Source organism: Streptomyces sp. RFCAC02, assembly GCF_004193175.1.
GTDB lineage: Bacteria > Actinomycetota > Actinomycetes > Streptomycetales > Streptomycetaceae > Streptomyces.
Window position 1 is genome coordinate 1,924,637 of the sequence record NZ_SAUH01000001.1, and the last position, 19,221, is coordinate 1,943,857.

At 73.4% G+C, this 19,221-nt stretch carries 12 protein-coding genes; 7 read left to right on the forward strand and 5 right to left on the reverse strand.

Annotation, left to right across the window (positions count from 1 at the left end):
- Positions 1 to 254: 254 nt before the first annotated feature.
- On the reverse strand, positions 255 to 887 hold the full coding sequence (locus EMA09_RS08795) for a DsbA family protein (RefSeq protein ID WP_129840521.1): 633 nt from the start codon (positions 885 to 887) through the stop codon (positions 255 to 257).
- 220 nt (positions 888 to 1,107) lie between these two features.
- On the opposite strand from EMA09_RS08795, the gene pepN (EMA09_RS08800) reads away from it, so the two are divergent.
- From pepN (EMA09_RS08800) to EMA09_RS08820, 5 genes are all read left to right on the forward strand, one after another.
- Positions 1,108 to 3,702: an aminopeptidase N gene (gene pepN, locus EMA09_RS08800; protein ID WP_129840522.1), complete on the forward strand. Its 2,595-nt coding sequence runs from the start codon at positions 1,108 to 1,110 to the stop codon at positions 3,700 to 3,702.
- A 129-nt stretch (positions 3,703 to 3,831) separates the two neighbouring features.
- Positions 3,832 to 4,791 (forward strand): hypothetical protein, encoded by a 960-nt coding sequence (locus EMA09_RS08805; RefSeq protein WP_129840523.1) that lies wholly within the window; start codon positions 3,832 to 3,834, stop codon positions 4,789 to 4,791.
- Between the two features lie 173 nt (positions 4,792 to 4,964).
- Complete coding sequence (locus EMA09_RS08810; RefSeq protein WP_129840524.1) at positions 4,965 to 8,273, forward strand: S8 family serine peptidase; 3,309 nt, start codon at positions 4,965 to 4,967, stop codon at positions 8,271 to 8,273.
- A 160-nt stretch (positions 8,274 to 8,433) separates the two neighbouring features.
- Positions 8,434 to 10,998: an aminopeptidase N gene (gene pepN, locus EMA09_RS08815; protein ID WP_129840525.1), complete on the forward strand. Its 2,565-nt coding sequence runs from the start codon at positions 8,434 to 8,436 to the stop codon at positions 10,996 to 10,998.
- 346 nt (positions 10,999 to 11,344) lie between these two features.
- Positions 11,345 to 13,855, forward strand: coding sequence for a hypothetical protein (locus tag EMA09_RS08820; protein WP_129840526.1), 2,511 nt, complete (start codon positions 11,345 to 11,347; stop codon positions 13,853 to 13,855).
- A gap of 60 nt (positions 13,856 to 13,915) precedes the next feature.
- Here the strand turns inward: EMA09_RS08820 and EMA09_RS08825 are convergent, their stop codons facing one another.
- The 4 genes from EMA09_RS08825 to EMA09_RS08840 all read right to left on the reverse strand — a co-directional run bounded on the left by EMA09_RS08825 (position 13,916) and on the right by EMA09_RS08840 (position 17,264).
- Positions 13,916 to 14,173, reverse strand: coding sequence for a hypothetical protein (locus EMA09_RS08825; RefSeq protein ID WP_129840527.1), 258 nt, complete (start codon positions 14,171 to 14,173; stop codon positions 13,916 to 13,918).
- A gap of 53 nt (positions 14,174 to 14,226) precedes the next feature.
- Complete coding sequence (gene malQ, locus EMA09_RS08830) at positions 14,227 to 16,299, reverse strand: 4-alpha-glucanotransferase (protein ID WP_129840528.1); 2,073 nt, start codon at positions 16,297 to 16,299, stop codon at positions 14,227 to 14,229.
- A complete protein-coding gene (locus EMA09_RS08835; protein ID WP_129843918.1) occupies positions 16,299 to 16,478 on the reverse strand; it encodes a hypothetical protein in 180 nt (59 codons plus the stop codon). The genes malQ and EMA09_RS08835 overlap by 1 nt, the downstream gene beginning before the upstream one ends.
- Before the next feature lie 249 nt (positions 16,479 to 16,727).
- A complete protein-coding gene (locus tag EMA09_RS08840) occupies positions 16,728 to 17,264 on the reverse strand; it encodes an HNH endonuclease (RefSeq protein ID WP_129840529.1) in 537 nt (178 codons plus the stop codon).
- A 237-nt stretch (positions 17,265 to 17,501) separates the two neighbouring features.
- On the opposite strand from EMA09_RS08840, the gene EMA09_RS08845 reads away from it, so the two are divergent.
- On the forward strand, positions 17,502 to 18,452 hold the full coding sequence (locus EMA09_RS08845) for a mechanosensitive ion channel family protein (protein WP_129840530.1): 951 nt from the start codon (positions 17,502 to 17,504) through the stop codon (positions 18,450 to 18,452).
- A gap of 75 nt (positions 18,453 to 18,527) precedes the next feature.
- Positions 18,528 to 19,157, forward strand: a complete 630-nt coding sequence (locus EMA09_RS08850) for a GNAT family N-acetyltransferase (protein WP_168220675.1) — start codon at positions 18,528 to 18,530, stop codon at positions 19,155 to 19,157.
- Positions 19,158 to 19,221 lie beyond the last annotated feature (64 nt).

Consider the following 19,221-nt stretch of genomic DNA (forward strand, 5'->3'; position numbering starts at 1 on the left):
CGGCGCACGCCCGGCGCCCAGTGCCGCCGCCGCACGCCCCCGCGGGGACGGACCCGCCGCCCGCGGCCCGGCTGTGGCACGGATGCCCCGGCGCGTGGTGAACTTGCGGCGTCCCGGCGCCCGTTGGGGCACCCGGCCCCCGGCCGTCCGATCGTCTTCTCACCGGGCCGCCCGGCCCGGAAACCGGACGGAGGGGGAACGGCCGGTTCCCGCGCGGAGGCAGCGCGCGGGAACCGGCGCGTCGCGGTGCCGTGTCAGTCGAACCGCGGCCCGACGTCCCGGGTGCGCTTGATCTCGTAGAAGCCGGGCGTGGACGCCACCAGCAGCGTGCCGTCCCACAGCCGCGCCGCCGCCTCGCCCTTGGGGGCCGGGGTCACCACAGGGCCGAAGAACGCGATCTGCCCGCCGTCCGCCCCGGGTACGGCGATGACGGGCGTGCCCACGTCCTGGCCGACCAGGTCGATGCCGGCCTTGTGCGAGGCGCGCAGCGGCGCGTCGTACGCGTCGGTGTCGGCGGCGTCGGCCAGTTCGGCGGGCAGGCCCACCTCGGTCAGCGCCTCCACGATCGTGTCGCGGTTCTGCTCGCGCTTCTGCGGGTGGAAGCGGGTGCCGATCGCCGTGTAGAGGGGGCCGAGCACCTCGCTGCCGTGCTCCTGCTCGGCCGCCGCGCACACGCGCGCCGGCCCCCACGCCCGGGTGCGCAGCATCTCGGCGTACTGCTCGGGCAGCTCGTCGAGGCGGTTCTCGTTGAGCACGGCGAGGCTCATGATGTGCCAGCGGACCTCGACCGGGCGGACCTTCTCGACCTCCAGCATCCAGCGGGACGTCATCCACGCCCAGGGACACAGCGGGTCGAACCAGAAGTCGGCGGGCGTCCTGTCGGTCATCGCGGGGCTCCTCACTGCGGGCGGGTCAGGGGGACGGGGCGGCCCCGTCCGTCGAGTCCTCAACCGTGCCGCGCGCCGCCGCATTCCGCGCCGTGCACGTGCACCGTCGCCGTGACATGCTGACACGCGCCGACAGGCCGCCGACCGTCCCCACCCGGGCTCCGTCCACCGGCGGCGACGCCTGGCGACACGCGCGCCGAGCGAGGAGAGGAAGCGCCACGTGCCCGGAGAGAACCTGACCCGCGACGAGGCCCGCGAGCGGGCACGGCTCCTGACCGTCCACGCCTACGACGTGGCGCTCGACCTCACCTCCGCCACCGGACCGGCGCCGGCGGACGGGCCGAGGACGTTCCGCTCCACGACGACCATCCGTTTCGCGTGCGCGCGCGAGGGCGCGGACAGCTTCGCCGACCTCATCGCGCCGCACGTCCACTCCGTCACGCTCAACGGCCGGTCCCTGCCGGTGGACCGCGTCTTCGACGGCGCGCGCGTGACGCTCACCGGCCTCGCCGCCGAGAACGAGCTGGTCGTGGACGCCGCCTGCGCGTACAGCCGGACGGGTGAGGGACTGCACCACTTCACGGACCCCGAGGACGGCGAGGTCTACCTCTACACGCAGTACGAGCCGGCCGACGCGCGGCGCGTCCTCACCACCTTCGAGCAGCCCGACCTGAAGGCGCCCTTCACCTTCCACGTCACCGCGCCCGCGCACTGGACGGTGCTCGGGAACGGCGCCGAGACCGGGCGCGACGAGCTGCCCGCGACGGGCGCGGCGACATGGCACTTCGCGCCCACCCGGCCGATCTCGACGTACATCACCGCCGTCGTCGCGGGGCCGTACCACGTGCAGCACGACCACTGCACGCGGCGGCTGCCGGACGGCTCGGCGCTCGACATCCCGCTGGCGGCGCTGTGCCGCAGGAGCCTCGCGAAGCACTTCGACGCCGACGAGGTGTTCACGCTCACCAAGCAGGGCCTCGACTTCTTCCACGAGCACTTCGGCTTCCCCTACCCGTTCGGGAAGTACGACCAGGCGTTCGTGCCGGAGTACAACCTCGGCGCGATGGAGAACCCGGGCCTCGTCACCTTCCGCGAGGAGTACCTCTTCCGGGGCCGGACGACGCGGGCCTCCTACCAGGGCCGGGCCAACACCCTGCTGCACGAGATGGCGCACATGTGGTTCGGCGACCTGGTGACCATGGAGTGGTGGGACGACCTGTGGCTGAAGGAGTCGTTCGCGGACTACATGGGCGCCCTCGCGCTCGTGGAGGCGACCCGGTTCACCGAGGGCTGGATCTCGTTCGCGAACCGGCGCAAGGCGTGGGCGTACCGGGCGGACCAGCTCCCGTCCACGCACCCGGTGACCGCCGACATCCGCGACCTCCAGGACGCCAAGCTCAACTTCGACGGCATCACCTACGCGAAGGGCGCGAGCGTCCTCAAGCAGCTCGTCGCCTACGCCGGCCGTGACGCCTTCCTGGAGGGGGTGCGCCGCTACTTCCGGCGGCACGCCTACGGCAACACGCGCCTCGACGACCTCCTCGCCGTCCTCGCCGAGACATCGGGCCGCGACATGGGCGAGTGGGCGAGCGCCTGGCTCCGGACCGCGGGCGTCAACTCCCTGACGCCGCAGGCCACCTACGACGCGGACGGCCGCGTCGTGGAGCTCGCCGTCCTCCAGGAGGCGCCCGACAGCCACCCGACGCTGCGCCCGCACCGCGTCGCGATCGGCCTGTACCGGCGTGAGAACGGCACCGGCCCGCTGCTGCGCTACGCCCGCGCCGAGGCGGACGTCACAGGAGCGCGGACGGTCGTCCCCGGCCTGGCCGGTCAGGACCGTCCCGAGCTGATCCTCGTCAACGACGAGGACCTCACGTACTGCAAGGCCAGGTTCGACGAGGACTCCCTCGACACGCTGCGCGCCCGGCTCGGGGAGATCGCCGACCCGCTGGCCCGCGCCCTGTGCTGGACGGCCCTGTGGAACCTCACCCGCGACGGCCTGCTGCCGGCGCGTGACTTCCTCGCGCTGGTGGCGGACTTCAGCGGCGCGGAGAGCGAGATCGGCGTCCTCCAGATGGTCCACGCGTGGGCGCTGACCGCCCGGGACCACTACACGGCGCCCGGGCGCCGCGCCGAGGCCGGGGCGCGCCTCGCGGGCGTGGCGCTGACCGAACTGCGGCGCTCGGCGCCGGGCAGCGACCACCAGCTCGCGTGGGCGCGGTTCCTCGCCGCGACCGCGGCGGGGGACGCCGACTTCCTGCTGCTGACGGGCCTGCTGGCCGGTACCGCCCGGATCGACGGGCTCGCGGTCGACCAGGAGCTGCGCTGGTCGTTCCTCCTGCCGCTGGCGGCTGCCGGGCGGGTCGGGGAGGCGGAGCTGGCCGCCGAGCTGGCGCGGGACGACACGGCGTCCGGCAGGCGCCACCAGGTGCGCTGCCTGGCCGCCCGGCCCGACGCGGCGGTGAAGGCCCGCGCCTGGGCGGACGTGGTCGAGTCGGACGCCCTGTCGAACGCGCTGGTCGAGGCGACGATCGACGGCTTCGCCCGGCCCGGCCAGGACGCGCTGCTCGCCCCGTACACCGGCCGCTACTTCGAGGTGATCGAGCGGGTGTGGCGGACCCGCACGATCGAGATCGCGATGTCGGTCGTCCGGGGTCTCTTCCCCGCCCACCAGGGGGGCCGGGCGGCGCTCGGCGCGGCGGAGGCGTGGCTCGCGGCGCACGAGGACGCGCCGCCCGCGCTGCGGCGCCTCGTCCTGGAGGCGCAGGACGACCTGGCGCGGGCGCTGCGGGCGCAGGAACGGGACGGGCGCTGACGGGAGTTCCCGCCGGCCGTCCGGCGGGGCCGCCCGGTGTGTCCCGGCCGTGTCCCGGCTTCCCCACCGGTTCGTAACGGCGCGGGAGCGGGGGTGGATGCCCGGGCGCGGGCGGGGAATCGGCGGAACATGAGCGATCTCCCGGACCTGGGTCCCGTCGTGACGGCGCGCGAACTTCGGGCGCGGGGCGTACCGGCCGCCGTGGCGCACCGGCGGTGCCGGCCGGGCGGGCCGTGGCAGATGCCGCTGCCCGGTGTGTTCCTGCTGCACCCCGGGCCGCCCACGGGCGAGGAGACGCTGCGGGCCGCCCTGGCCTACGCGGGCGGCCGGCCCGGCGAGGTGGTGCTGAGCGGGCTGGCCGCGCTGGGGCTGCACGGGGTGGCGTCGGTGCCGGTGCCCGCGGCGCTGGAGCGGGTGGACGTGCTGGTGCCGAGGACGCGGCGGCTGCGGTCGGCGGGCCGGGTGCGGATCGTGCGGACGGCGGTGCTGCCGCGGCCGGTGCGGGTCGCCGGCTTCCCGCTGGCGCCGGTCGCGCGGGCGGTGGCGGACGCGGTGGCGGCCGGGGCCGAGGGTACCGACGGGGCCGACGGGGCCGACGCGCGGCTGCTGCGGGACGCGGTGCGCGGCGGGCACTGCGATCCGCGGGCGCTGGTCGGTGAGCTGGCGCGGGCGGGTGTGCTGCACCGCCCGGCGGTGGCGGACGTGGTGCGGACGCTGCCTGCGGAGGGGCGGCACCTCGCGGAGGAGCGGCTGTTCGACGCGGTGCGGCGCGGCGGGCTGCCCGATCCGTGCTGGAACGTGGGGCTGTGGCTGCCGGGCGGCCCGTACCTGGGCGCGGTGGACGCGTACTGGCCGCGGCCCGCCGTGGCCGCGCGGATCGACGCGTGGCGGCCCGGCGGCGACCCGGAGCGCGCCGCTCGTGAGCGGCGGCTGCACCAGACGCTGGTGGGGCTCGGGGTCGAGGTGGTCCGGCTGACGACGCGCGGGCTGCGGGAGGCGCCGGCGCGTCAGGCGGGCGTCCTCGCCGACGCGTTGCGCAGCGCTGCGGAGCGGCCGGGGGCGACCCCGCTGGTGGTGCTGCCGCGGTGACCGGGTGCGCCCGTCGGAGCACCGTCCGTTCCGCCAAAAACTATCAACCGATTACTACCCCAAACGGTAAATAAGACTGAGCCGGAAACAATTATTTCTCCCTCAAGTCGCTCCATATTTTGATCACTTCCGTAAGATGGCCGGTCATCCTGCTCTGGTAATTCCGAACAAGGATGCCCATGTCACTGAGACCATCCCATCGACACCTGTCGCGCGTGACCCTCGCGGCCGGCCTCGTGGCCGCGCTCGCCGTCACCGGAGCGGCACCTGCGCTGGCGACGGACAGCGACCCGCTGTCCGTACCGGACAAGCCGATCGACGAGAAGTTCTCCACCCAGGACGCCACGCTGCTGGCCGAGGCCAAGGACGCGGGCGACCCGTTCGTCACGCTGATGATCGCCGCCGAGCCGGGCGAGACCGAGGAGGTCGGCGACGCGCTCGACGCCGTCTCCGGAGCCTCCGTCGGCTACACCCAGGACGACATCGGCTATGTGCGGCTCACCGTCCGCACCGGCCAGGCCGACGCCGCGATCGAGGAGGCCACCGCCCTCTCCTCGGTCCACGCGATCGACATGAACGACGAGATCCAGGTCCCCGACCCCGCACCCGACTCCGGCGAGGCGACCGGGCGCGGCGGCCACGGCAGCGGCCACGGCAGCGACTACGACGGCCCCGACGAGGACACCCCGGCAGACAACCCGTACCAGCCGGCCAACGACACCGGCGCCGTCGACTTCGTCGAGGACCACCCGGAGTACGACGGCCGCGGCGTCACAGTCGGCATCCTCGACACCGGTGTCGACCTCGCCCACCCCGCCCTGCAGGAGACCACGACCGGCGAGCGGAAGATCGTGGACTGGGTCACCGCCACCGACCCGATCCTCGACGGCGACGGCACCTGGCGCCCCATGCTCACCGCCGTGAGCGGCGGCTCATTCACGCTGAACGGCCGCTCCTACACCGCGCCCGAGGGCGAGTACCTGGTCAGCACGTTCAGCGAGTCCGTCGCCGTCGGCGAGATCGGCGGCGACGTGAACCGCGACGGCGACACCACCGACCGCTGGGCGCTGCTGTACGACCCCGAGGCCGGCACCGTCCGCGTGGACGTGAACGACAACGCCGACCTCACCGACGACGAGGCGATGACGCCCTACGGCGACGACCACCAGATCGGGTACTTCGGCACCGACGACCCGGACACCGCGATCGCCGAGGCCATGCCGTTCGTCGTGGAGATCCGCGAGGACGTCGCGATGGACCCGTACGGCGGCGACTGGGTCGGCCAGGTCCGCGACTTCGTGAACATCGGCATCGTGGAGGGCATGCACGGCACCCACGTCGCCGGCATCACCGCGGCCAACGGCCTGTTCGGCGGCGACATGGACGGCGCCGCGCCCGGCGCGCAGATCGTCTCGGCGCGCGCCTGCGTCTTCACCGGCGGCTGCACGTACACCGCGCTGTTCGAGGGCATGATCGACCTCGTCGTGAACCGGGACGTCGACCTCGTCAACGTCTCGATCGGCGGCCTGCCCGCCCTCAACGACGGCAACAACGCCCGCGCCCGGCTGTACACCGAGCTGATCGACACCTACGACGTGCAGCTCTTCATCTCGGCGGGCAACGACGGCCCGGGCACCAACACCATCAGTGACCCGGCCGTGGCCGACAAGGTCGTGGCGGTCGGCGCCGGCATCTCCGACGAGACATGGGCCGCGAACTACGGCTCCGAGGTCCGCACCGCCTACAACCTCCTGCCGTTCTCCTCGGCCGGCCCCCGCGACGACGGCGGCTTCAAGCCCACGATCGTCGGCGCCGGCGCCTCGATCAACACCATCCCGACCTGGCAGCCCGGCAGCCCCGTCGCGGAGGCCGGCTACGACCTGCCGCCCGGCTACGGCATGCTCCAGGGCACGTCCATGGCGTCCCCGCAGGTCACCGGCTCGTCCGCGCTGCTGCTCTCCGCCGCGCGGCAGCGGGACATCGACCTCTCCCCCGCCGACCTGCGCACCGCGCTCACCAGCTCGGCCGACGAGATCCGCGGCGTGCAGGCGCACGAGCAGGGCGCCGGCCTGATGGACACCGAGGGCGCCTGGCGGCTCATCCGGCAGGGCGCGACGGCGCGCGAGTACACCGTCTCCGCGCCCGTGGACCACGCCATGTCGGACTACCTGGCGACCCCCGGCACCGGCACCGGCGTGTACGACCGCGAGAGCGCCCCGGCCGTCGGCGAGAGCGAGGACTACGAGATCACGATCACCCGCACCACCGGTCCCGACCGCCCGGTCCGCCACCACCTGGCGCTGGAGAACAACGACGGCAGCACGTTCCGCATCGACGGCCGTTCGTCCGTCTCGCTGCCGCTGGACGAGCCGGTGACCGTCACGCTGCGGGCCAAGCCGCGCTCGGCCGGCGTCCACAGCGCGATCCTCACGGTGGACGACAGCTCGACCCGCGGCACCGACCAGCAGATCCTCGCCACGGTCGTCGTGCCCGAGGAGCTGTCCGGACCCGACTGGTCCACCAGCGACTCCGGCCGCGTCGAGCGCAACTCCACCGAGTCGTACTTCGTGACCGTCCCCGAGGGCACCCGCTCCCTGGAGGTCGCCCTGGACGGCCTGGCCGAGGACAGCCAGACCCGGTGGATCGCCATCACCCCGTACGGCACGCTGGCGGACGACTCCACCACGTCGTTCTGCTACCCGAACTACGACAACCCCAACAACACCTGCCGCCCCGACCTGCGCAGCTACGACGACCCGATCCCGGGCGTGTGGGAGTTCGAGGTCGAGGCGCGCCGCACCTCCCCGGTGCGGAACAACCCGTACACCCTCACAAGCACCGTGCTGGGCACCACGTTCGACCCGGAGACGGTCGAGCTGGGCCACGCCGACGCGGGTGAGCCGCTGACCATCGGCTGGGGCCTCACCAACGACCTGGCGCCCGTCCGCGGCACCCTGGCCGCCGGCGAGATGGGCTCGGCGCACGACGAGACACCCACCATCGGCGGGGGCGAGACCCTCACCTGGGACGTCACCGTCGGCGAGGGCACCTCGCAGTTCGACGTGGTGATCGGCAGCCCGTCCGACCCCGGCTCCGACCTCGACCTGACGGTCTACCGGGACGGCACGCTCGTCGGCTCCTCCACGTCCTCCGGCTCCGAGGAGGCCGTGCGCCTGACCGACCCGGCGGCCGGCACGTACACGATCGAGGTGTACGGCTACGCCGTGCCGAGCGGCTCGACGACCTTCGCCTACCGCGACGCCTACCTCAGCTCCGAGCTGGGCACCGTCGAGGTCGACGAGGACACCGTCCTGGACCTGGACACCGGCGCGACCGCTACGGCCACCGCCACGGTCACCGTCACCGCCGCAGCGGCCGAGGCCGGCATGGACCGGCAGGTCTTCGGCGAGGTCAGGCTGCTCAACGAGAACGGCACCGTCACGGGATCCGGCGCGGTCACGATCGACCACGTGACACCGTGACCCGCTGACCCGCGCACCGCGGGACGGCACCACCGCACCGACGCCGGGGCGGGTGGACGGCTCAGGCCGCCACCCGCCCCGGCCGCGTTCCGCGTGGAAGGATGGCGGGAGCGACGCCGCACACCACGGCGAAGCCGCATTCCACGACGAAGGAGAACTGGTGCCAGGCACGAATCTCACCCGGGAAGAGGCGCGGGAGCGGGCACGGCTGCTCACCGTGGACGCCTACGACATCGCGCTCGACCTGTCCGGCGCGCAGGAGGGCGGCACCTTCCGCTCCGAGACCACCGTGCGGTTCACCGCGCGCGAGGCGGGCGCCACCTTCGTCGACCTGATCGCGCCCGCCGTCACCGGCATCACGCTCAACGGCACCCCGCTCGCGCCCGCCGAGGTGTTCGCCGACTCGCGGATCACCCTCGCGCACGTCGCCGAGGGCGAGAACGAGCTGCGTGTCGTCGCCGACTGCGCCTACACCAACACCGGCGAGGGCCTGCACCGCTCGCTCGACCCGGTGGACCAGCAGGCGTACCTCTACACCCAGTTCGAGGTCCCGGACGCCCGGCGCGTCTTCGCCTGCTTCGAGCAGCCCGACCTCAAGGCGTCGTTCCGCTTCACCGTCACCGCCCCCGAGGGCTGGACCGTCATCTCGAACTCCCCGACGCCGAAGCCCGAGGGCACCGTCTGGTCGTTCGAGCCGACGCCGCGCATCTCCACGTACATCACGGCCATCGTCGCCGGCCCCTACCACGCGGTGCACAGCACCTGGGAGGGCGGCGGGCGGACCGTGCCGCTCGGCCTGTACTGCCGGCCCTCGCTGGCCGAGCACCTGGACGCCGACGCCGTCTTCGAGGTCACGCGGCAGGGCTTCGACTGGTTCCAGGAGAAGTTCGACCACCCCTACCCGTTCGCCAAGTACGACCAGCTCTTCGTGCCGGAGTTCAACGCCGGCGCGATGGAGAACGCGGGCGCCGTCACCATCCGCGACCAGTACGTCTTCCGCTCGAAGGTCACCGACGCCGCCTACGAGGCGCGCGCCGAGACGATCCTCCACGAGCTGGCCCACATGTGGTTCGGCGACCTCGTGACCATGGAGTGGTGGAACGACCTGTGGCTGAACGAGTCGTTCGCCACCTACACGTCGGTCGCCTGCCAGGCCCACGCGCCGGGCAGCCGCTGGCCGCACGCCTGGACCAGCTTCGCCAACTCCATGAAGACCTGGGCGTACCGGCAGGACCAGCTCCCGTCGACCCACCCGATCATGGCGGAGATCCGCGACCTCGACGACGTCCTGGTCAACTTCGACGGCATCACCTACGCCAAGGGCGCGAGCGTCCTCAAGCAGCTCGTCGCCTACGTCGGCATGGACGAGTTCTTCCGCGGCGTGCAGACGTACTTCAAGCGCCACGCCTGGTCCAACACCCGCCTCACCGACCTGCTGACGGCGCTGGAGGAGACCAGCGGCCGTGACCTGTCGGCCTGGTCCAAGGCGTGGCTGGAGACCGCAGGCATCAACGTCCTGCGGCCCGAGATCGCCGTGGACGACGCCGGGACGATCACCCGGTTCGCCGTCCGGCAGGAGGCGCCGGCGCTCCCGGCCGGCGCCAAGGGCGAGCCGACGCTGCGCCCGCACCGCATCGCGATCGGCCTGTACGAGCTGGTGGACGGCGCCCTGACCCGCACCGACCGGATCGAACTCGACGTGGACGGCGAGCTGACGGAGGTCCCCGGGCTGACGGGACGCGCCCGCCCCGCCGTCGTCCTGCTGAACGACGACGACCTCTCGTACGCCAAGGTCCGCCTCGACCCCGAGTCCACGGCGGCCGTCGCCCGGCACGTCGGCGACTTCACCGAGTCGCTGCCGCGCGCCCTGTGCTGGGCGTCCGCGTGGGACATGACGCGCGACGGCGAGATGGCCACCCGCGACTACCTCACGCTCGTCCTCGGCGGCATCGGCAAGGAGACCGACATCGGCGTGGTGCAGTCGCTGCACCGCCAGGTCAAGCTCGCCCTCGACCTGTACAGCGCGCCCGACCGGCGCGCGCAGGGGCTCGCCACCTGGTCGGCCGCGGCGCTCGACCACCTGCGGTCGGCCGCGCCCGGCAGCGACCACCAGCTCGCATGGGCGCGCGCGTTCGCGGCGGCGGCCCGCTCCGACGCCGAACTCGACGTCCTCGCCGGCCTGCTGGACGGCTCGGAGACGATTCCCGGCCTGACCGTCGACACCGACCTGCGGTGGGAGCTGCTGGAGCGGCTCGCCGCCACCGGCCGCGCCGACGAGCCGGAGATCGCGGCCGAGCTGGAGCGGGACGCCACCTCCGCCGGCGAGCGGCACGCCGCGGCGGCGCGCGCCGCGCGGCCGACGCCGGAGGCCAAGGCCGAGGCGTGGGCGCAGGTCGTCGAGGGCGACAGCCTGCCGAACGCCCTGCAGGAGGCCGTGATCGGCGGCTTCGTGCAGACCGACCAGCGGGAGCTGCTCGCGCCGTACACCGAGAAGTACTTCGCGGCGCTGAAGGACGTGTGGGCCTCCCGCAGCCACGAGATGGCGCAGCAGATCGCGGTCGGGCTGTACCCGGCCGCGCAGGCGGAGCGCGCCACTCTCGAGGTGACGGACGCGTGGCTGGCGACGGCCGAGCCGTCCGCGGCGCTGCGCCGGCTCGTCACCGAGTCGCGCGCGGGCGTGGAGCGGGCGCTGCGGGCGCAGGCGGCCGACGCGGCGGCGGAGTGACCGTGCGCGCGGTGGCACGCACCGCTGCGTGACCACGGAGGGTGAACGCCCGGGGCCGGTTCGGCCCCGGGCGTTCATCTGTTCCCGGGGCGGTGCGCGCGCGGCACGGCGCGTTCACCGGGACAAGAGGGACGGAAGGTGCCGTTCGTTCACCGATTTCGGAAGAACTCTTGAGGTTCTGCTGAGTTTTGAGCTTAATTTTAGATTGAGACACCGTGTCAGCGGCTACCGTCTGACAGGAGGCTGTACGGTCGGCGGCCGTCAGGTGACCGAGGGACCGCTCTCCCATCCACCCCGACGCGGGTGTGGTGTGTCATCAGGCGAGGCCCGTGCGAAGGGGGAAGTCATGCCGATTCTGAGCTTCACGCGGGATGAGGTGGAGGCCAAGGCCGGCGTCAAGCCGTGGAAGGACCAGGTCACGTTCCACGACGAGATCAATCCGGACGAGATGGCCGACACGGCCGCCGTCTACGCGCGGGCGGCCGGCGAGGCGTCCGACACCGGTGAACTCGCCACCGAGGCCAGCCACATCGGTGCCGACGCGGGCGGCATCAACGGCGAGGAGATGGTGGACGACGAGGGCCGCATCGACCTTACGTCCCGCGGACTCCAGGGCAACGGCGAGGACATGGACACCGTCGTCGAGTACGTCGTGCGCGCGATGAACCGCGCCCTCGACGCCGACGAGGAGGTCCACGACGTCATCTTCGAGCCGGCGAACGGCCTCGACAAGAAGTACACCGACCGTCTCCAGGACGCCATCGACGAGTGGAACGGATGGCAGAGCGCGCTGGAGGCGAAGCTCGCCCCGACGCGAGACCTCCCGCTGCTGACCGCTCAATACCCGGTCTCCGTGGAGTACGGGGGCGAGACCCGCTGGGCCATTCCGATGGTGACGAACGGCAAGCATGTCTACAGCTTGCCCGCCGGCCTCGACACGGACATCCGCAACAAGCACCTCGCGCTCGCGGCCGGCGACGCGAAGACCGCTGCGGGTGACATCGACGAGGCGATCGAGGCCTACCGGAAGAAGCTCGGCGAGTACGGGCAGGAGCTGGGCACCCTCGGCTACGACCTGTCGGACGGCCCCCTCGGCCTGTGGACGACCGACGGCATGGCCGACTACGCCGCCGAGCAGGTCGAGTACCTCCTCGCGCACCGGCCGACCGACCCGGCGGAGCTCGACGCCTGGATCGACCAGCTCGACATGTGGACCGAGGGCCTCGGCTCGATCGCCCTCGGCATCGAGAACCCGGACGACCCCGACTCCCCGCTGCGTGACCTGACCGCGGCGGAGCGGGCGTACCTGGAGCAGTTCCTCGGCCACTTCGACAAGGACGAGATCGTCGCGCTCGGCGAGCTGGTGTCCGGCAAGGGGCTCGACCCGGGCGACGCCGGCCGGCAGTTCTCGTCGCTCCAGCGCATCGCCAACGGGTTCAACATGCTGTTCAACCCGGAGATCGGCGGTGTCGACATCTCGACGCAGGCCGGCCGCGACGCGCTGCCGCCCGGGCTCAAGCACTTCCTCGACGGCCCGAGCGAAGCCCTCATCGAGGGCATGGCGAAGAACATGGTGCCGAACGGCGGCGGTCCCGACGACAGCTACTGGGACGCCCTGAAGGAGTTCAACGCGTTCGGCGAGCTGATGGGCACCGCGTCCATCGCCCCGGGCCACAGCTTCGGCTCCGAGCTGGCCCACGAGGCCGTCACCATGCAGCACCTCACGCAGTACCAGTACGTGAACGGCGGCGGCGGCGACATCCCCAACACCGGCAGCAACGCCCTCCTGCAGAACGTCGCCCTGAACAGCGACCTCTCCGCCGACCTCCTCAACGACAAGACGTTCCGCGAGGACGCGCTCACCGCGCACTGGGAGAACTCCGACGGCCTCGGCAACCTGATCAGGTCCGGCACCACCGTGCCCGAGGGCGTGGGCCACAACGACCCGGAGGCCAAGCAGTACGTCCAGGCCGCGTTCAACGTCCTGCACTACGCCGCCATGCACCCGGACACGATCCACGGCACGGACCACTGGGCGATCAACGAGTACGGGGACCTCGACCACTCCGGCCTGGAGGACTCGATCGGCGACACGATGCTGAACTACATGGACTTCATCGCCAAGGGCGGCAAGGAGTCCGAGTTCTCCGCCACCGAGAACGGCTTCACCGACGAGAACCTGCAGGGCTTGGACTACAAGTACTCGTTCGACCTCTCGGACGAGGACCGCAACACGCTCTTCAAGATGATGAACACCGCCGACAGCCAGGCCCGCGACGAGTTCTACGACGGCGTGAACGCGTGGTACACCGACACCGCCCTCGGCGCGTTCAACCGCCTGGAGAGCGGCGAGAGCCAGAGCGAGCGGAGCACCTTCGACCACATCGGCCGGGTCGCCGGCACCGCGCGCTGGGCACAGGACAACGCGCCCATCGAGGACGAGTCGAAGCGGAAGTTCACCACCTACGGCGCCATCTCGACCGGCTCGGCCATGCTCAACACCGTGCTCGACTTCGGCAAGTGGAACGTGGCCAACCAGGTGGCCGCCTTCGGCATCACCGAGGCCATGCGCTACGGGATGCCGGACGGCAACGAGGAGGTCACCGAGGCCCAGTGGGACACGGTGAACTGGGGTGACTCGGACGTGCGCGCGGCGGTGGCGCAGGTCGCGCAGCGCGCCGGCTACGAGGGCGCCGACCAGTTCGACGCCGTGCCCGACCCGGCGCACGACTCGCGGTACACCGACACCGACATGATCGACCGGACCCGCGACATCGAGAAGGTCTACCTCGCGGAGGCCGAGTCCCTGATCACCGCCTACGACCGCGCCGTCCACGACGACCAGGTCGGTAACTGACCCGGGCCGCCGCCCGGCCGCGGTCCCCCGCGAGGGGGACCGCGGCGGGGCGCGGACGAATCAGCGCTGCCGGCGCCCGCCGGTGCCCAGGATCACGAGGCCGGTGATCACGGCGAACAGCGCGATCGGCGCGACCACGTACAGGCCGAGCGTCTCGAACACGCTGAGCCCCTGACCCGGGTCGTCGCCGTCGTCCCGGTACAGGGCGAGGGCGGACGGGGAGGACAGCAGCATCAGGAACGCCGTGCCGGCGGCGACGGCTCCGGCGCGTGTCGCGACGCGCGCACCGCGCCGCCCGGCCGCGCGCTTCTCGGGCATGAGCTTCATGTTGACCACCGGCCCACAGTAACGAACGCCGTCCCCCCGCCCGGTCAGGACCCCGCCATCTCCTCCCGCACCGCCCGGACGAGGGCGGTGACGCGCGCCGAGGTCGTCAGCTCCTCCAGGGTGACGGGCCGCCCCGCGCCGTCCGCGACGGGCAGCCGCCAGTTGGGGTACTCGCGCCAGGTGCCCGGCAGGTTCTGCGGGCGGCGGTCCCCCACCATGTCGGGCAGCCAGATCCCGATCATCCGCGCCGGCGTCCTGGCGAGGAACCGGTACGCGGCCGCGATCTGGCCCTCCTCCGTCGCGCCCGGCGGCAGCAGCCCGAGCCGCGCGAACACCGCCTGCCACTCGGCGCTCTCGGCGAGCGCGGCGTTCAGCTCGCCGGTGCCGGGCGCGAGCAGACCGAGGCGCTCCCGCAGCCGCACGTGGTCCCCGGCGAGGCGGGCGGCGGTGGACGGCAGGTCGTGCGTGGTGACGGTGGCCAGGCAGTCGGCCCGCCACGCCTCCGGCGGCAGCGGCGGGCTGCCGGGGGCCGCCCAGTCCCGCTCGAACCACAGCACCGAGGTGCCGGCGACCCCGCGGTCCGCCAGCTCCTCGCGCACGCCGGGCTCGACCGTGCCGAGGTCCTCCCCGATGACGACGGCCCCCGCCCGCTCCGCCTCCAGTGCGAGGACGCCCAGCATCGCGTCGGCGTCGTAGGTCACATAGGTGCCCTCCGACGGCGCCGCGCCCTCCGGGATCCACCACAGCCGGAACTGGCCCATCACATGGTCGACGCGCAGTCCGCCCGCGTGCCGCAGCAGCCCGGCGAGCAGCTCGCGGTACGGGGCGTAGCCGTGCTCCGCCAGCGCGTCGGGCCGCCAGGGCGGCAGGCCCCAGTCCTGGCCGTCCGCGTTGAACGCGTCGGGGGGCGCCCCCGCCGACATGCCGGACGCCAGGATCCCCTGTTGCGCCCAGGCGTCGGAACCGTTCGGGTGAACGCCGAGGGCGAGGTCGTGGACGAGCCCGATCGTCATGCCGGACGCCTGCGCCGAGCGCTGGGCGCGCCGGAGCTGGATGTCGGTGAGCCAGGCGAGCCAGCTGTGGAAGTCGATGCGGTCCAGGTGGTCGCCGCGCGCGCGTGCCGTCTCCGGCGACCTGGGGTCGCGCAGCCCCGGCGACCAGGAGCGCCAGTCAGGGCCGTGCAGCTCGGCCAGCGCGCACCAGGTGGCGTGGTCCTCCAGCGCCTGGCCCTGCTCGGCGAGGAACGCCCAGTACGAGGCGTACCGGCCGGGGCTGAGCGGGACGGCGCGGACGATCTCCAGCGCCTGCCGCTTCAGCGCCCACACGGCGTCCCGGTCGATCGGGGCGCCCTTCTCCAGGACGGCGGTCCGCAGCGCGGCGGCGCGGGCGATGAGCCGGTCGGTGCGGTGGCGGGCCTCGGGGCCGAGGTAGGCGTACTCGGGGATGTCCTCGATGCGCAGGTGCACCGGGTCGGCGTACCTGCGGGTGCCGGGCCGGTAGGGGGACGGGTCGGTGGCCTCGCCCGAGCCGCCGGGGACGGCGGCGTGGAGCGGGTTGAGCTGGATGAAGCCGGCGCCCAGGACGTGTCCCGCCCAGGTGGCGAGGTCGGCGAGGTCCACCAGGTCGCCCATGCCCCAGGAGCGGGCGGACAGCAGCGAGTAGAGCTGGACGAGGAGCCCGACGCTGCGGCCCGGCGCGCCCGGCAGCCGGGCGGGCGCGGCGATCAGGGTGGCGTCGGCGGCGCGGCCGTCGGGGGCGGTGGCGCGGAGCGTGTGGTAGCCGGGCGGCAGCGCGCCGGACGTGCCGGCGGGGAGGGTGCCGTCGTCGGCGAGGGCGAGCGTACGGCCGTCGCCGGTGGTGATCCGCAGGGCGGTGCCATGGGGCAGGCCCGCGAGGACGGCGGGCGGCAGGGCGTTCGTGCCGCGGACGGCGACGGTGGGCGGCAGGAGGCGGCCGGCCCCGGGGGCCGCCTCGTCGGGGTCGGCGCCGGGATCGACGCCGAGGGCGGTCAGGACGGCGGCGACGGTGTCCTCGGGGACGTTGACGCGCCGGCCGGGCGAGGGTTCGTAGGAGGTGGCGACGCCGTGCGCCGCGGCGAGCCGGGGCAGCCGGTCCATCAGATCTCGACTGCCTCCGCGCCGGCGCCGGCGGTTCCGCCCGGTTCCGCCGTGAGCGGCGGTTCGGCGGTGAGGGGCACCTCCGAGGTGAGCGGCGCCGCGTCGCACAGCGGCGGCTCGCTCGTCAGCGGCGGGCAGAACGGGCACTCGGGTGCCGGCCCGAGCAGGAGATCCCTCAGGAGCTGGGCGTCTCTGTCGGGGGCGTCGGTCGTCCGGGCGGCTCCGGCCACGGCTCACTCCGTTCGCTGGCGGGGGGGTGGCGTGCGGTCACGCTTGCTCTACCCAGTCAACGGCACGCCACCCCTCGACGCGACGGGAAAGCGACGCACCTCACGCCCCCCGCGCCGCAAGATCTGTCGCACAGAGGCCACGGCCTCTCGCTTCTTGCGGCAGGGGGAACGCGCGGACGAAGGGTGGGGCGCGGCGGCTCAGCCGGACCGTCCGTCGATGCGGGCGAGGGCGTCGTCCGCGCCGTACGGCCGCAGGTACGGCAGCCAGCGCGGGTCGCGGTGGCCGGTGCCGATGATGCGCCAGGCGAGCCCGGACGGCGGCCCCGGTGTGTGCCGCAGGCGCCAGCCGAGCTCGGCGACGTGCCGGTCGGCCTTGATGTGGTTGCACGAGCGGCAGGCGGCGACGACGTTGTCCCAGGCGTGCCGGCCGCCCCGGCTGCGCGGGACGACGTGGTCGACGCTGGTGGCGACGCCGCCGCAGTAGGCGCACCGCCCGCCGTCCCGGGCGAACAGCGCCCTGCGGGTCAGCGGCACGGCCGTCCGGTACGGCACACGGACGAACCGTTTCAGCCTGACGACGCTCGGCGCGGGGACGGCTCGGGTGGCGCTGCGCAGCAGCGTGCCCGAGGTCTCGAGACTGACGGCCTTGTCGTTCAGCAGCAGGATGAGTGCGCGCCGGACCGGTACGACGCCCAGCGGCTCGTACGACGCGTTGAGGACCAAGACGTGGTGCACGGACGCCCTCCGTTTCCGTCGGCGGCGCGTGGCTCGCGCCGGGACGATCTCCCTCAGTGTGTCCCGGAGGCGGCCCGTGGCGCCACCACGAGCGGCAATTGCGCCGTTTGTGTCGTCCGGCGCGCGTGTGCCCGGCCGGGTCCCGTGTGCCGTTCCCCACATCCGTGCGGACCGTTCACCGGGCTGTCTACGGTGGGACACCGTTCCAGGACGGCGGGAAGGACCGAGGGAAGGCCGATGGGAGACAACTGGGAGGCGTGGCTGACGCACGGCCTGCGGATCGTGCTGATCCTCGCGGTGGCGTTCACCGTGCGGTTCGTGGTGCGGCGGGCCATCAGCCGGCTCGTCGGACGCCTGAACCGCGAGGAGGCCGCGCCCCGCAGGGCCGGCACCAGGACCGGTGCCGGGCACGGCGGGGGGCACACCGGATTCGCGGTGAACCCGGAGCGGCGCCGGCAGCGGTCGGAGACGATCGGCTCGGTCCTGCGCTCCACGGCGTCGGTCGTGATCCTCGGCACGGCGGCCCTGATGGTGCTGTCCGAGCTGGGCGTGCAGCTCGGTCCGCTCATGGCGAGCGCCGGGATCGCGGGCGTCGCGGTCGGTTTCGGGGCGCGCAGCCTGGTGGCCGACGTCCTCAACGGCATGTTCATGCTGCTGGAGGACCAGTACGGCGTGGGCGACACGATCGACGCCGGCGAGGCGAGCGGCACGGTCCTGGAGATCGGCCTGCGCGTGACGACGCTGCGCGGCGAGCAGGGCGAGATCTGGTACGTCCGCAACGGCGAGATCAAGCGCATCGGCAACCTGAGCCAGGGCTGGTCCACGGCCGCCGTCGACGTCGAGGTGACGGCGGACGCCGACCTGGACCACGTCCGCAAGGTGATCACGGCGGCCGGCGATGAGATGTCGTCCACCGCCCCGTACGACGAGCTGCTGTGGGAGCCGGTCAAGGTCCTCGGCGTGGACTCGGTGACGCGCGACGCGATGGTGGTGCGGGTGATGGCGAAGGCCCTGCCCGGCGCGGGTCCCGATGTGGAACGGGAGCTGCGCTGGCGGATCAGGCGCGCCCTGGCCGCGGCGGGCATCGCGTCGGACGCGCGGCCGACGGCCGAGCCGGTGACCGTGCCGCCGCCGTCCCCGGCTGCCCCGGAGGCCGCCGGGGACGGCGCCCCGAAGGAGCAGTCCTGACGCCGGGCGGCGCGGGCGGGAAGGCGGAGGAGATGGGGGGTGACGGGTGCCGCGCCGCTCGGTCAGAATGCCCCCGTGAGCGAAACCCGATCCTCCGTCATACGCCCCTACCGGCCGGGCGACCGTGACGCCCTGCACGACATCTGCATCCGCACCGGCCACCTGGGCGGCGACGCGCGGGGCCACTTCCGCGACCCCGACATCCTCCCCGCCCTCTTCGCGGCGCCCTACGCCGAGCTGGACCCCGGCCTGGTGTTCGTCGCCGACGAGGGCGACGGCGCGTTCGGCTACATCGTGGGGACCGCCGACAGCACCGCCTTCTTCGCTGCGTTCAGGGAGCGGTGGCTGCCCACCGTCGCGGACCGCTTCCCCGAGCCGGAGGGCGAGCCGGCCGGCCCCGACGAGGACCTGCGCTCCCTGCTGCACCACGCCGAGCGGATGCTCGTCCCCGAGATCGCTGCCGAGTACCCCGCGCACCTGCACATCGATCTGCTCCCCCACGGCCAGGGCCGCGGCCTCGGGCGGAAGCTGATGGGGACGTACCTCGACGCCCTGCGGGAGCGCGGCGTGCCGGGCGTGCACCTCGGCATGAGCCCGGAGAACACACGTGCCCGCGCGTTCTACGACCGCATGGGCTTCGTCCTGCTGCCCGAGCCGGACGACGAGCCGGGGCCGACGATCCACCTGGGCATGCGTCTGTCCTGACGGCGCACGCGCTCGCTGGGAACCGGCCGGCCGGGCCGCGCGTCCACCCGGGCGGGGACCGGTC